Annotated in this window: 14 protein-coding genes; 4 read left to right on the top strand and 10 right to left on the bottom strand. The window is 68.7% G+C overall.

Annotated elements, in window-relative coordinates; genetic code table 11:
• Positions 1-46 precede the first annotated feature (46 nt).
• Together ACQPZP_RS20690 and ACQPZP_RS20685 are read right to left on the bottom strand one after the other, a co-directional pair.
• Complete coding sequence (locus ACQPZP_RS20690) at positions 47-1,930, bottom strand: hydroxysqualene dehydroxylase (RefSeq protein WP_433479234.1); 1,884 nt, start codon at positions 1,928-1,930, stop codon at positions 47-49.
• A 131-nt stretch (positions 1,931-2,061) separates the two neighbouring features.
• Complete coding sequence (locus tag ACQPZP_RS20685; RefSeq protein ID WP_433479233.1) at positions 2,062-2,715, bottom strand: TetR/AcrR family transcriptional regulator; 654 nt, start codon at positions 2,713-2,715, stop codon at positions 2,062-2,064.
• Here ACQPZP_RS20685 and ACQPZP_RS20680 point away from each other — a divergent pair.
• Together ACQPZP_RS20680 and ACQPZP_RS20675 are read left to right on the top strand one after the other, a co-directional pair.
• Positions 2,714-4,186 carry a flavin-containing monooxygenase gene (locus ACQPZP_RS20680; protein WP_433479232.1) on the top strand — a complete coding sequence of 491 codons (1,473 nt, stop codon included), beginning with the start codon at positions 2,714-2,716 and terminating at the stop codon, positions 4,184-4,186. The genes ACQPZP_RS20685 and ACQPZP_RS20680 overlap by 2 nt on opposite strands.
• 71 nt (positions 4,187-4,257) lie before the next feature.
• The gene (locus ACQPZP_RS20675; protein ID WP_433479231.1) at positions 4,258-5,604 is read left to right on the top strand and encodes an oxygenase MpaB family protein; all 1,347 of its coding nucleotides are present in this window, start codon (positions 4,258-4,260) and stop codon (positions 5,602-5,604) included.
• Between the two features lie 33 nt (positions 5,605-5,637).
• On the opposite strand, the gene ACQPZP_RS20670 is transcribed toward ACQPZP_RS20675, so the two are convergent.
• The 6 genes from ACQPZP_RS20670 to ACQPZP_RS20645 form a co-directional block, all read right to left on the bottom strand.
• Positions 5,638-6,285 (bottom strand): TetR/AcrR family transcriptional regulator, encoded by a 648-nt coding sequence (locus tag ACQPZP_RS20670; RefSeq protein WP_433479230.1) that lies wholly within the window; start codon positions 6,283-6,285, stop codon positions 5,638-5,640.
• Positions 6,286-6,381: 96 nt separating this feature from the next.
• The gene (locus ACQPZP_RS20665; protein WP_433479229.1) at positions 6,382-8,559 is read right to left on the bottom strand and encodes an MMPL family transporter; all 2,178 of its coding nucleotides are present in this window, start codon (positions 8,557-8,559) and stop codon (positions 6,382-6,384) included.
• A 37-nt stretch (positions 8,560-8,596) separates the two neighbouring features.
• Positions 8,597-9,151: a TetR/AcrR family transcriptional regulator gene (locus ACQPZP_RS20660; RefSeq protein WP_433479228.1), complete on the bottom strand. Its 555-nt coding sequence runs from the start codon at positions 9,149-9,151 to the stop codon at positions 8,597-8,599.
• A 72-nt stretch (positions 9,152-9,223) separates the two neighbouring features.
• Positions 9,224-9,574, bottom strand: a complete 351-nt coding sequence (locus tag ACQPZP_RS20655; RefSeq protein WP_433479227.1) for an FAD-dependent oxidoreductase — start codon at positions 9,572-9,574, stop codon at positions 9,224-9,226.
• Positions 9,575-9,670: 96 nt separating this feature from the next.
• Positions 9,671-9,835 carry a hypothetical protein gene (locus ACQPZP_RS20650; protein ID WP_433479226.1) on the bottom strand — a complete coding sequence of 55 codons (165 nt, stop codon included), beginning with the start codon at positions 9,833-9,835 and terminating at the stop codon, positions 9,671-9,673.
• Positions 9,836-9,898: 63 nt separating this feature from the next.
• A complete protein-coding gene (locus ACQPZP_RS20645) occupies positions 9,899-10,303 on the bottom strand; it encodes a hypothetical protein (RefSeq protein ID WP_433479225.1) in 405 nt (134 codons plus the stop codon).
• Between the two features lie 261 nt (positions 10,304-10,564).
• On the opposite strand from ACQPZP_RS20645, the gene ACQPZP_RS20640 reads away from it, so the two are divergent.
• Positions 10,565-10,909: an EthD family reductase gene (locus ACQPZP_RS20640; RefSeq protein WP_433479224.1), complete on the top strand. Its 345-nt coding sequence runs from the start codon at positions 10,565-10,567 to the stop codon at positions 10,907-10,909.
• 276 nt (positions 10,910-11,185) lie between these two features.
• Here the strand turns inward: ACQPZP_RS20640 and ACQPZP_RS20635 are convergent, their stop codons facing one another.
• Positions 11,186-11,611 (bottom strand): hypothetical protein, encoded by a 426-nt coding sequence (locus ACQPZP_RS20635; protein ID WP_433479223.1) that lies wholly within the window; start codon positions 11,609-11,611, stop codon positions 11,186-11,188.
• A 109-nt stretch (positions 11,612-11,720) separates the two neighbouring features.
• Here ACQPZP_RS20635 and ACQPZP_RS20630 point away from each other — a divergent pair, with 109 nt between their 5' ends.
• The gene (locus ACQPZP_RS20630; protein ID WP_433479222.1) at positions 11,721-12,137 is read left to right on the top strand and encodes a hypothetical protein; all 417 of its coding nucleotides are present in this window, start codon (positions 11,721-11,723) and stop codon (positions 12,135-12,137) included.
• Between the two features lie 139 nt (positions 12,138-12,276).
• On the opposite strand, the gene ACQPZP_RS20625 is transcribed toward ACQPZP_RS20630, so the two are convergent.
• Complete coding sequence (locus ACQPZP_RS20625; protein WP_433479221.1) at positions 12,277-12,759, bottom strand: MarR family winged helix-turn-helix transcriptional regulator; 483 nt, start codon at positions 12,757-12,759, stop codon at positions 12,277-12,279.
• Positions 12,760-12,832: the final 73 nt, after the last annotated feature.

Below are 12,832 nucleotides of genomic sequence, written 5' to 3'. Positions count from 1 at the left end.
CCTGCCGTTCGGCGCGCTGGGCAGGGTCGCGGGCGGCGGTCTCCTGCTACGGTTTCGCGGGGTCCCACAAGTCGAAGGCGTTGGCCTGACCGGCCTTGAACCGGCGGTCGTCATCGTCGTAGAAGCCCTGGAACTCCCGGGGCAGGTACATGTTGAAGATCTTGGCCGGGGTTCCGCCCGCGCCGGAGGCGTCCAGGATCGCGTTGGCGGCCTTGCGTCCCGCGGTGTTGGCGGCCTCCATGGTGGCCAGGTTGATGCCGGCCCGGACGTAGTCGGAGGCCAGGAACAGGTTCGGCAGCGCCGTGGTGGCCTCGGGCCGGTGGTTCCAGGAACTGGGCCTGTTGATCAGCAGCGGCTCGTCGTTGGCGACCTGCGGGGTGCCGTTGCCGGTGATGGCGGGATCGATGAAGTAGGAGTGGATGTTGGCGTCGTTCAGCACCACCGGCCCCCAGGGGATCGCCTTCCGCAGCTGCGCGACGACCTCCTTGAAGACCTGGTCGGACGTGCAGTCTCGGGCGGCCTTGCCGTACAGGATGCCGGGGACGTCCCAGGCGGACAGGTCGATCGACAGGCACTCGTTGACCTGGCCGTTGCCGTAGGTCGCGCCGAACTTCCTCTTCCAGAACTGCGCCTGGCCGATCGAGGTGAGCGCCCATGGCTGCCCGGCGTAGGCGACGTGCCCGCGCGCCAGGCAGATCGGCTGCCGCAGGTAGATCATGATCCCGTTCATCCAGTCGGTCGTCAGTTCCCGCAACGACTTCAGGGACGGGTCGACGGCGAGGATGCCGTCGTTCAGCAGCGGAACGGCCCGCTCGACCGGCACCGCCAGCACGTAGTGGTCGGCGTCGACAGTGCTCGTGCCGTTCGTCCCGGCCACCTGCGCGCCGCTGATCTTCTTGTCGGTGACGGTGAGGCCGGTCAGCGTCGCGTCCGGCTGGAAGACGACGCCGAGGGACTTCAGATGGGTCATCCACGGGTCGATCAGCGCATCGTTGGTCGGGGCGTTGAGCAGCCGGTCGGGGGCCTTGTAGCCGCCGAGACCGAGGGTGCTGTACACCCACGCCTCGGCCATCAGACCCATGGTGTGGGCGTTGGCCTTGTCGGGCTTGGCCGCCACGAGGGTGCCGGTGAACATCTGCACCAGCAGCTCGTTGTACGGCTTGGACATCTTCTCGGCGTGCACGAACTGGGAGAAGCTCATGTTCTCCCACTGCTTGTAGCGGCGCTCCGGCCCGCTGGTGACGAACCCGATCATCTTCTGCAGGAAGTACGCGACCTCGGTGGCGGGCACCGCGCCCACCAGGTTGACCGCTGTGTTGAGGAACGCCAGCAGCGAGTCGGGGCTGAGGGTCCCCTCGATGGAGCCGGCCGCGGGGAGGGTGAACTTGGTGCCGTTGTAGAAGGCGGCGACCTCCTTGCCCGCGACGAGATTGTCCAGGGCCTTCCCGCCGCCGGGCAGCGGGATCCGGCCCATGGTGTCGGGCAGGTTCTGGTAGAAGCCGGGGAAGAACCGGAACCCGTGCTCGCCCGGCAGGTCCTGCCTGCCTCCGCTTCCGGTGTTCGGCACGGGCATGCTGCGGCACTTGCCGCCCCACGCCTTGCGTTCGTAGACGGTGACCTGGAAGCCGCGCTCGGCGAGTTCGTGGGCGGCCGACAGCCCGCCCATCCCGCCACCGAAGATCGCCACGCGGCGCCCGGCCGCGGCCGCCTTCCCGGTTCGGGGGGCGCTGCGGGCACCGGGCGTCGCCGCTGCGGCGCGTCCGGGGCCGAGGGCCCTGGCCGCGGCGAACGCTCCGGCGGTCGCCAGCGCCCCGGTGACGAACCGGCGGCGGCCGACCCCGCCCTGGTTCCCCGGCTGCGCGTCCTGCGACGGCGGGGGCGATGACTCGGGCTGCGTTGACTCGGGCTGCGATGGAGTCCTGTCCTCCACGGCGCGCTCCTTGGGATGGAATAACCGACACTTGTGTCGGTTGCAGTGGGCCCCCACTATGAGCACGCCGCCGCGGGGCGTCAAGGCCCATTCCGCATCGGGTTCATCGGGCGGCGCACTGCGCCGGCGCGCTAGGCGGGACGTCTCAGCCCTTGCCAGAGAAGCCGCGTCACCCCCTCCACCAGCCTCGATCTGGGCATGTCGGGGTTGCGCTCCCACCACTGCGCAGCGCCGTCGAGTCCGGCGATGATGAGCTCGACCATCGCCTCGGCGATCGGCTCGTGCGGATCCACCCCGACCGTCCGCATGTCGTCCACGAGCAGCACCGTCACGACGTGCGCGCGGGACCGGCGGATGCCCTCGCGGACGGTGCGGATCTCCGGGTCGTCCTCGTCCGCCTGGTCGAACAGCAGCCTGCGCCCTGCCGACCCCGTTTCGGCGAAGCTGAAATAGGCGTCCACCGTCGACCGCATGCGCTCGTCGGCCGAACCCGACGACGTGATGCGCGCACCGACGTGTCTCATCAGGGCGGCGTTCTGCTCCTGCATGACCGCCAGCAGCAGAACCCGCTTGGACGGGAAATGGTCGTACATCACCGTCCGCGCGACTCCGGCCTCCGCGGCGATCTCGCCCAGCGAGGCGCCGTTGTAGCCCTTGCCTGCGAATACCCGCAGCGCCGCCGCCGTGATGGCCGCCCGGCGCGCCGGTGCCCGCATCCGCGTCCTGGGCGGTTTCTCGCCCATCGCCTTGACTCCCTCCTCGATGCGGGCCACCCTAACCGACATGAGTGTCGGTAAAGAGTTCTCGATAGCCGTCGTCGGCAGCGGGTTCAGCGGCATCGGCCTGGCCATCGCCCTGAAACAGGCCGGATTCGACGACCTCACGATCTTCGACAAGGCCGATGGGCTCGGCGGCGTGTGGCGAGACAACACCTATCCCGGCGCCGCCTGTGACGCCCCGTCCCACCTGTACTCCTACTCCTTCGAGCCCAAGCCCGACTGGTCGCGCAGGTTCGCCGAGCAACCCGAGATCCTCGCCTACCTCCGGCACTGCGCCGCCAAGTACCGCCTCACATCGCATTTCCGCTTCGGCACCCAGGTCACCGACGCCCACTTCCACGCGGCGTCCGGCAGATGGCGCGTCCACACCGCCGACGGCCGGACGAGCGAGTTCGACCTGCTCGTGGCGGCGTGCGGTCAGCTCTCGAACCCGGCCGTGCCGCGGCTGCCCGGCCAGGACCGGTTCGCCGGGACGATGTTCCACTCCGCCCGCTGGGAGCACGACCGTGACCTGGACGGAAAGCGGATCGCCGTGGTCGGCAACGGAGCCAGCGCGATCCAGTTCGTCCCGCACATAGCTCCCACCGCCCGGCACCTGACGGTCTTCCAGATCGAGGTGCACTGGATCAGCCGCAAACCCGACCGCGTCTACCCCCGCTGGCGGCACACCCTCAACCGCCGCCTCCCCCTCGCGCAGAAGCTGTCCAGGTTCGGCATCTTCCTGTGGTTCGAACTCATGCTCAATCCCGCACTGATCTCCCCGCGCGGGCGGACGCTTCTGTCGGCCCCGATCCGCGCGTTGTGCAGGTACGCGTTGCGGTCGGTCCGCGATCCGCGGCTGCGACGGCGACTCACTCCGCGTTACGAGCCCGGTTGCAAGCGCATCCTCACCTCAAGCGATTACTACGACGTCCTCAACCGGCCCAACGTCACCGTCGTCGACAGCCCCATCACCGACGTCACCGAGCATGGCGCCCGCACGGCCGACGGAGACCACCACACCTTCGACACCCTCATCTGGGCCACGGGATTCCGCTCCCAGGACTTCGTCGCCCCCATGCGCGTCATCGGCGTCCATGGCACCGAACTCAACGCCGCCTGGAAGGAGGGTGCCCGCGCCTACCTCGGCCTCGCCGTCACGGGCTTCCCCAATTTCTTCCTGATGTACGGGCCGAACACCAACGTCGGCTCCGGATCGATCGTCCACATGCTCGAAAGCCAGGCCGCCCACATCGTCCAGGCCGCCCGCCTCCTCGCCGGCGGCGTCACCTCCATGGACGTGCGCGCCGATGTCCTCGACGCCTTCGACACCGCCGCCCAACGCCGCCTGTCCACCACGGTGTGGAACCGGGGCGGCTGCGACAGCTGGTACCTGGACGCGGACCACCGCAACACCAACAACTGGCCCGGCTCCATGACCGGCTACCGCCGCCTCACCCGCCGCCTCGACCCCGCCGACTACCACCTCGGGCATTGAGGAAGAGGACGGGCCGACCCAACGCCGGGGTCCAGTCCACGTTCTGATCGCGTCCACTTTCGGAGTACCGCATGTCAACAGTGAACGGGAGCGCGGCCGCGCAGGCCGCCACTGACCGGCACCCCTTCGACTACTACTACCGGAAAGGCATGGCGCTGCGGCCGGGCCCCGAGGCCGCCACTGTCTCAGAGCTGTGGCTGACCAAGCCCCATATCGAGCAGTTCTCCCCCTGGATCCCGGTAGGTCCCGTCCCCGTCCAGACACCGCTGACCCGACTCTTCGACGACCACCGCTGGCAGGGCGACGAGCTGATGGACGCCGTCGTTCACGCCTTCCGCGACATCGGGATGTCGCGGGGGCGCGAGATGCTGGAGCAGGCGCTCGATCAGGGCATCGACGCGGTGACCGATCCCCCGCCGGCCCTGGTGGCATTGTTCCGCCAGTTGGACGACCCTCCGGACTGGTTCGCCCCCGGCACCTGGGAGAAAGGCCGCCGCTTGTGGATCAACGCCTCCCTCGCGGGGAAACTCACCATGATGCTCAGCGACGCCATGGGCACCTTGGTCGGCGCCGAAGTCTCCTCGGCGACCGGACAGACCCGCAGATTCCTCGCCGACTTCCGGCGACGGGAACTGGAGACGGTCACCTGGTTCCATGACATCACCCGCCCCGGAGGCGCCGACCGTCATTCCCCGGTCTTCAAGAGCATCGTCCGGGTGAGGCTGATGCACGCTCAGGCGCGGCTTGCCCTGCGCCGTATCTGGGGCGATGACCACTTCGCCCGCCACGGCAACCCCATCTCCAACGCCATGACCATGGGCGCGGCGGTCACCTTCGGGCTGCTCCCACCCTTGTTCGACCACGCGCACGGCAGGCGGATCTCGTCCACCGACCTGGACGCCATCATGATGTATTGGGCCTACATCGCCCATGTGATGGGCGTCGCCGACGAACTCATCCCGCGCAACGCCACCGACGCCCTCCAGATGGCCCACCACATGATCCTCACCGCCGGCGGCCCGACCGAATGGACCGACATCACGGTCAACGCCGCCTGCGCCGGCGTCCTCAGCCACAACCCCGTGTTGCGGCGACTGCAGATCCAGTCGGCGGCACCAATGATCGGCCTGGTCTCCGCGCTGACCGGAGAGTCGCTCGTCCGGGCGCTGCTGCGGTCTTCACCGTTGGCGTCGGTCGGACTTCAGCCCTGGCAGGGCATCGCCGAACGTCTCGTGCACCTCATCGTGCTCCTGCGCAGGGCCGGCGACCGGTTGCCTCACACCGACCGCAGACTGCGGCGGCGGGCCCGCCACGGTGACGCCTGGCAGCGAGCGGGTGTCGCCCTGGCGACCAGGGTCGCCGCCAGGTCGGGCGTGTCCGGCACTCCCTATGATCACCACGACTCCAGCGTCGGCTGAGAGAGAAGCGGCGCCACAGACCACGGTCGTCCTTCAGCGGCCGTTTCCCAGCCCCGCCCAGAGCAGTCGCATCGCGCCTTCGACCAGCATCGATCGCGGCATGTCGGGATTGCGCTCCCACCACTGCGCCACGCCGTCGAGCCCGGAGATGATCAGCTCGACCATCGCCTCGGCGATCTGCTCCCCCGGTTCGACGCCCACCGTGCGTATGTCGTCGGCCAGCAGCGCCGTGACGGCGTGCGTGCGCGATTCACGGATCCCCTCGCGGACGATGCGGATCTCCGGGTCGTCCTCGCCGGTGCGGTCGAACAGCAGGCGCCGAGCCTCCGGACGGCTCTGCGCGAAGCTGAAATAGGCGTCGATCGTGGAACGCATCCGGTCCTCGGCCGACCCGGAACCGCCGATGCGGATCCCCACATGCTCGATCAGCGCCGCGTTCTCCTCCTGCATGACCGTCAGCAGGAGCACCCGCTTGGAAGGGAAGTGGTCGTACACCACCGTCCGCGCCACTCCGGCGGCGGCCGCGATCTCGCCGAGAGAAGTGCCGTGGAAGCCCTTCGCCGCAAAGATCTTCAACGCCGCCGCCGTGATCAGCGCCCGGCGAGCCGATGCACGCAAACGCGGTTTGGGAGTGGCACCGGCCATTACCGCAGTCCTCACCGTAGCCCGCTGGGTCGGCACCGCCAGGGCGATGCCGTGGCAGCAGCCTATGGGGCCGATGTCATGCGGAACGAACGCATCGAGAGTTCGTGCCGTGCCGGTGCCTCTCCCGACGATCTAGCCGACCCGGGTGTGCACGTTCTGCCGCGGATCGGGAGTTTCAAGGCTGCGGTCGAGTTCCGCTCCTTCGATGTCGAAGTTCGGCAACGCCTTCTCCAGTGGGCGGGGCAGCCACCAGGCCGCGCGGCCCAGAAGCGACATCGCGGCCGGCACCAGGGTCATGCGGACGATGAAGGCATCGACGAACACGCCGACCGCCAGGGAGAACCCGATGGACTTGATGACGGGGTCGGGAGTGAGCATGAACCCGGCGAACACCGCGATCATGATGAGGGCGGCGGCGGTGACGACGCGGGCGTTGTGGCCCAGGCCGTTGATGACGGCCTGCCGGGGCGTGGCGCCGTGGACGTGGTCTTCGCGCATCTTGGAGACCAGGAAGACCTCGTAGTCCATGGCCAGGCCGAACAGGATGCCGATCAGAAGGATGGGCAGGAAGTTGACCAGTGGCCCCGGTGTGCCGACGCCGGCCAGACCGGCCAGGTGGCCCTCCTGGAACACGGCGGTCGTGATGCCGAAGGCCGCGCCGACCGTCAGCAGGAAGCCCGCCGCGGCCTTGAGCGGCACCAGTACCGAGCGGAAGACCAGCATCAGCAGCAGGATCGACAGGCCCACCACCAGCAGAAGATAGACCGGCAACGCGTCGGTGAGCTTCTCGGAGATGTCGATGCCGACCGCGGTCGCACCGGTCAGCGCGACCCGGGCGCCAGAGATGTCGGCGACTCCGTCGCGGATGGCGTGGACGGTGTCCTCGGTGGTCTGGTCGGTGGGCGCGGTAGTGGGGACGATGCCGATGAGCGCGGTGGTCCCGGCCTTGTTGAACTGCGCGGCCGCGACGCCGTCGACGCCGTCGACGCCGCGCACGAGCGTGACGGTCTTTCGGGCCGCGGCACGGGTGGCCCCGGCATCGTCACCGGAGACCACGGCGATCAGGCGTCCGTTGTAGCCCGGACCGAAGCCTTCGCTGACCAGGTCGTAGGCCCGATGTTCATGCGTGTTCTCGGCCGCGGTGCTCGCGTCGGGCAGTGCCAGCCGCATCCCGGACACGGGAAGGGCGAGCGCGCCCAGCGCCAGGACGCCGACCAGAAGGACCGGCAGACGAAACCGGGTCACGACGCGACCCCATCTGTACCCGATGCCGGACTCCGCCGACGGGGAGCCCGAGGAATGGTCGACGCTGCCAGAGCGCCGGCCACGGGGCAGAACCCTGGTGCCCACGAAGGCCAGCACGGCCGGCAGCAGCGTCAGCGCGACGACGACGGCCACCGCGACCGTGGCGGCTCCCGCGAGGCCCATGGCGGTCAGGAACGGGATGCCGACCACCGACAGTCCGGCCAAGGCGATGACCACGGTGGCGCCGGCGAACATCACCGCGGACCCGGCGGTGCCGACGGCCCGCCCGGCGGCCTCCCGCGCGTCCAGCCCTTCCAGGAGCAGCTGACGGTAGCGGGACGTGATGAACAGCGAGTAGTCGATACCGACGGCCAGGCCCAGCATGAGCGCCAGCACCGGAGTGGCGTTGTGCAGTTCCACCGCGCCTGTCAAAGCGAACAGCCCGGCCATTCCCGCGCCGACGCCGACCAGGGCGTTGACCAGGGTCATCCCGGCGGCCACCAGGGAGCCGAAGGTGATGATCAGAACGACCGCGGCGACCGCGACGCCGATCACCTCGGCGGCTCCCGCCTCGCTCGCCCCTTTGGCCGCTTCGCCGCCGGTCTCCACGCGCAGGCCGCCGGTGTCCCCGCTGATCCGCGTGAAGGCCGTGCGCTGCGCGTCGGACAGGTCGGCGGCCGGGGCCGCGAACTGCACCTGAACCAAGGCGTAGCGACCGTCCGGCGACACCGAACGGGCCGTGAAGGGGTCGGTGACCGCGCTGACGCCGGGAACCGTCTTCGCCTGTTCGATGACGGGCTCGACCTCGGAAGGCTGCAGTCTCCGGTCCGCCGGGGCGGCGATGACGATCGTGCCGGTGGCGCCCCCTGCCTGAGGAAAGTGGTCTTTCAGCACGTCCGTCGCCCGTTGGGACTCGGTGCCGGGCATGCGGAACTCGGAGGTGGTGGGGGCGCTGAACGCGGCGGCCGCCCCGCCCAGGACGACCAGCAGAAGCAGCCAGGCGGCCAGGACGAGGCCCCTGCGCCGGTAGCTCCAGCGGCCGAGTCGGTAGAGCAGCGCAGCCATGGGGAGTGGGCCCTTCTTTTCGAAGCTCGGTGACGGTTCAGCGCGGGATCGGCTGGGCGAGGCCCAGCGTCCGCAGCGCGCTGCTGGTCATCGCCTCGCGCAGGACCTGATGCTCGAAGCGCACGTCAGTGGTGGCGGTCACGAACATCCCGCCCAACGCCATGAGTGCGGCCACCCGGTCCTGCGGCAAGGTGGATCGGCCCGCCAGTGCGTCGACGAGCCGATCCTCGATCCCCGTGACCCCCACCCCGGGCAACGCGGTGGCCTCGGACAGGTTGTCGAACAGCACCTTCAGCTCGCGCCGGTAGCGCAATGCGAGGTCGACGAACCCGGCGACCGCGGTTCTCGCCGCATCTTCGCCGCCCAGGTCCGTCAGCCGGCCGTCCAGCACCGCGGCCTCCTGCCCGACCGGGATCAGCAACTCGGCGAGGATCGCCTCCTTGTTGCTGAAGTGGTAGAGCAGCGACGCCTTCGAGCAGCCGGCGTCGGAGGCGATGTCCTGCAGCGACGCCCCGCGGAAGCCGTGCAGGGCGAACAACCGCAGCGCCGAATCCAGGATCTGTCCCCGAAGGGCGGTGGAGGTACGAGGCATGGACCCCACCATAACTGTCCGATCGGTCAGATCTGACCGATCGGACAGGAGCGCCCTGTGGCCTTCGTCACCTCACCGGTGCGCGAGGTCGAGGCGGTGGTAGTGCCAGTACGGGGCGTTGTACTCGCGCTTGCAGAACTCGCCGAGCGGCGTGAGGCCGATGACGCTGCCGTCCTGCCAGCGGCGGCGCACCTGATCCAGCGGCTCGGTGCGGATGGCCTCCAGCGCGGCGCGCAGTCCGAGCCCCATCAGGACCCGGCTGGCGTTGGGCGCGGTCTGGATTCCCGCGCCCACCTCCCCGAGTTCCGCCGCCTGTTCCAGAACGGTGACGCGAAGTCCCCGCTGCCGCAGCGCGAGCGCCGCGGTCAGCCCGCCCAGGCCGCCGCCGACGATCGTGACGCTGTACGACTGGCTCGCCGACAATGCTCCTCCAAGAGATCGTCCGTGCTCGGACTAACTAATCCGAACACGGACGATCTCCGAAAAGCAAGACCCCGGGAGGAAGTAACCAGGGCGGGGTTAGGCCAGGGGCGCGCAGTGCCGGGTGATCGCGGGCGAGTCGGTCGGCCAGTCGTACAGCCGTGGGAACTGCACGGTGTCCCAGCCGGCCACCGGCAGCAGCACCGGGACCGGCTCCTCGGGGTGCTGGTCGCGGGTGGCCAGCGGGTGTGGCAGCAACTGCATCGCAAGGGTGGTCTGCCCGAGCCGTGGCCGCCAAGGATCACCGTTGCGTCCCCGGGGCCATGATCAGCCGCTTCGCTCGACAGCTCGTTGGATCAAGATGCCAGTGGCCATCTCTTCGGCGACCTGGCTCGGGCGCTCGTCAGCACGCCTGCGTGCCTCGTCCTCTCCGAGGAGCTCCAGGTAGCGCCAAGCGCGGCTCCGTTTGGCAACGTCGCTCGCGCTGACTTGCTTCTCATAGTCGTTGAGGGCCTCGTCGTGGATCGTGTGCCACATTTCCGGGTAGTCACCGAGGGCCTTGAGCGCTTCGAGGTGCTCATCGGCCAGGGAGTCGGCTAGCTGTCCGCTGACCTCGCGTGCGTGCCGGATCTCCTGTGTGATCTCTAGGGCGCGCTTCAGGATCGGGCCCTTCACCTCGGTGAAGTTCGGCTTAAGCCGGTCTTCGTCGTTGGGTGAGCTTGAGCCGCTCATCACGATCCATGTCGCTGAGGGTAGAACTCGTACTTAGCTCTGCACTGGAACCCCTACACCGACATCCCCTCTTGCGGCTTCGATATCCGACGCACTATCGTCCGCTCTAACGATTCGATTTCCGAAGCGCTTTGGGAGCTTCGTGAGGCGATTGTTGCCGGGTTGTGCGACCGGCTGGGCATCAAAGGTGGTGGTGCCGGTATGGCGACGGCCGGAGATCTCCGGGATGTTGTGGTCGCTCGCTCCTGAACGGAGGTTGTCATGCACAAGCTGATGGTCTTGTATCCCGAGCCCGCCGATCCCGACCACTTCCGCGACTACTACGTAACCCACCATCTCCCGCTGGTCACGCGCATGCCGGGCCTGCTCGCGTGGCGCTACAGCTTCGAGGTGGCAGCGACGCAGGGACAGACGCCGTACTTCGCGGTCTTCGAGGCCGAGTTCGCTGACGCTGCGGCAATGACCGCGGCGAGGGCGTCTCCGCAGGGCCGGCAGGTGGCTGCCGATGTCGCCAATTACGCGACTGGTGGTGCGGTCGTCATCCACTATCCCGTGCAGAACGGCACTGCTGAGCCTGGCCCTGAGGCACCGCCGCATCCGCGTTGAGCCATGTGTCGGCTTACTCCTTGAAATGCAGAGGTGAGTACGGGTGAACGCCGTTCGGGCCCTCAACTGCTCGCAGGCGATCCGCTGGGCTGCGTGAGCTCCAAGACTTGGGCTTCGAGGCGTGCGATCCGGGTGTCGAGGAAGCGGTTGTTCTCGCGGGCTGCCGTGAGCCGCTTGGTGATCTGATGGTTCTCGGTGGTGAGCCTCCGGTTCTCCTGCGGGAGCGTCCGGTTCTCGGTGGTGATCCGCTCGATGGCGTCGGCGGGCAGGTCGAGTTCAAGCTCGCGGGATCTGGCCGAGGAGTCGGCCGATCTGGCCGCGCTGGTTGTTGATCTCGGCGTAGGCGGTCTTGAGCGGCGGTGCCGTCCGCGGTGGCCTCGGCGAGGCGGCTCGGCGGGCGACCACCGCCATTTTGGGCGGGGCGTGGTCGAGGCGCATCTGGCGCAGCGGCCGGTCCCTTCTCCAGGCCGGCGATGGCTCGTGCGGTCGGCTCGAAGACCGAGTAGTCGGCCGCTTCGTCGGAGGGGGAGCGTTCGGCAATGAAGCGCCGCTGTTCCTGCTTGCGCCGCCATCCGCGGTCGGCTTGCGGGCGTGCAGATGCTCGAACCGGGTCAAGGTCTTCTGCCGGCGGGCGTCGATCCGGTCGTAGAGGGGCTCGGGAATGCGAACGCCGGCGTTGTAATTGCCGACCTTTGTCTTCATGGTCACCGGATCGGTGAACCAGGCGGACTGGCGGCGCAGACGGCCCTCGTCACGGTAATCGATGACGCTTGTGCACCGGCACGGGCGCCAACGCAAAGGAGACACCACCATGAAGAAACCGGTTCAACGTGCCCTCACCGCAGTCGGCATCGCCGGCATCGTCGTCTTCGGGCTCTTCGTCATCGTCGGGATCGCTGTCTTCGGCGCTGACACCGTCCGCGCCGAAGTCTTCGACGAGTTCGACATCGAAGGCGGCACGCTGACCATGATCGTGGTCATCATGATCGAGGGTGCATCACTCGGCATCCTCGGTACCGGCCTTGGCATCCTCTGCGGCATCACCAGATGGCCGCCGGTGTGGATGCCGATCACCACCTTCGCGGTCGTCACCACTGTCTGGGCGATCGCTTACGCTACCGCTGAGGGCGTCGACGGCGACTTCTTCATCGCTGTCGGCCACTTCATCAGTCTCTGGCTTGCCACCGTCCCCGGCATCATCGCGGGCGCTCGCGCCGCCACCGACTGAGCCTCGGCGAGGGGCGACGCTCATCGCCTCTCAACCCACCTACCAGGGCCCGGCACCACCGGGCCCTGGCGCTTGGCCGTGCCGCATCAGGCCCAGCGCGCCAGGTCGGGCGCCCGCGAACTGACGCGCGAACTCACCTTCACAAGTGGTCTTCCAGCAGCCCTTCCCAGTGACCGGCCAGCGCGGTCATCTCACGGAGCCACCGTTCGCGCTCGGCGGCGGAGTAGCCGCGCATCAGGTCCTCGTCGAGGCTGCGGGTGCGCCGCTCGGCCTCTTTCAGCCGCCGCTCCCCCTCGTCGGTCAGGTACAGCAGCTTGCGGCGCCCGTCATGCGTGGCGGTGTGGCGGACGATGAGGCCGTTGTCCTCCATCCGCCGGACGATGTCGGCCATGGTCGACCGGTCGAGGGCGACCGTGGCGCCCAGCGACCCCTGGTCCACCCCCGGATAGGCGTTCACGGCGGTCAACACGGCGAACTGCGGACCGGTCAGGACGGGATCGACCGCCCGCGTCCACAGCGCCACATACGACTGGTACAGCCGCCTCGCCACGTACCCCGGGGCGGCCAGCAGCTCCTGAGGTGTGGTGATCTCCCCGCCCCGTTCGGATGCACCCTTGCCCACGTCCGCCATGTCCTTAGCTAATCATGACCTTGAGGTCACACCTCCAAGACCCCGGCCGGGAACGGCGCCCGCG

The organism is Spirillospora sp. CA-142024 (assembly GCF_050942325.1).
Classification (GTDB): Bacteria; Actinomycetota; Actinomycetes; order Streptosporangiales; family Streptosporangiaceae; genus Spirillospora.
Note: the sequence above shows the minus strand (reverse complement) of the source record. Positions and strands in the feature narration are given on the sequence as shown.

Bases quoted from the DNA above. Each gene is read 5' to 3' on its own strand.
- ACQPZP_RS20680 (WP_433479232.1), top strand. From the start codon at position 2,714: ATGAGTGTCGGTAAAGAGTTCTCGATAGCCGTCGTCGGCAGCGGGTTC.
- ACQPZP_RS20685 (WP_433479233.1), bottom strand. From the start codon at position 2,715: ATGTCGGTTAGGGTGGCCCGCATCGAGGAGGGAGTCAAGGCGATGGGC.
- ACQPZP_RS20675 (WP_433479231.1), top strand. From the start codon at position 4,258: ATGTCAACAGTGAACGGGAGCGCGGCCGCGCAGGCCGCCACTGACCGG.
- ACQPZP_RS20665 (WP_433479229.1), bottom strand. From the start codon at position 8,559: ATGGCTGCGCTGCTCTACCGACTCGGCCGCTGGAGCTACCGGCGCAGG.
- ACQPZP_RS20660 (WP_433479228.1), bottom strand. From the start codon at position 9,151: ATGCCTCGTACCTCCACCGCCCTTCGGGGACAGATCCTGGATTCGGCG.
- ACQPZP_RS20650 (WP_433479226.1), bottom strand. From the start codon at position 9,835: ATGCAGTTGCTGCCACACCCGCTGGCCACCCGCGACCAGCACCCCGAG.
- ACQPZP_RS20645 (WP_433479225.1), bottom strand. From the start codon at position 10,303: ATGAGCGGCTCAAGCTCACCCAACGACGAAGACCGGCTTAAGCCGAAC.
- ACQPZP_RS20640 (WP_433479224.1), top strand. From the start codon at position 10,565: ATGCACAAGCTGATGGTCTTGTATCCCGAGCCCGCCGATCCCGACCAC.
- ACQPZP_RS20635 (WP_433479223.1), bottom strand. From the start codon at position 11,611: ATGAAGACAAAGGTCGGCAATTACAACGCCGGCGTTCGCATTCCCGAG.
- ACQPZP_RS20630 (WP_433479222.1), top strand. From the start codon at position 11,721: ATGAAGAAACCGGTTCAACGTGCCCTCACCGCAGTCGGCATCGCCGGC.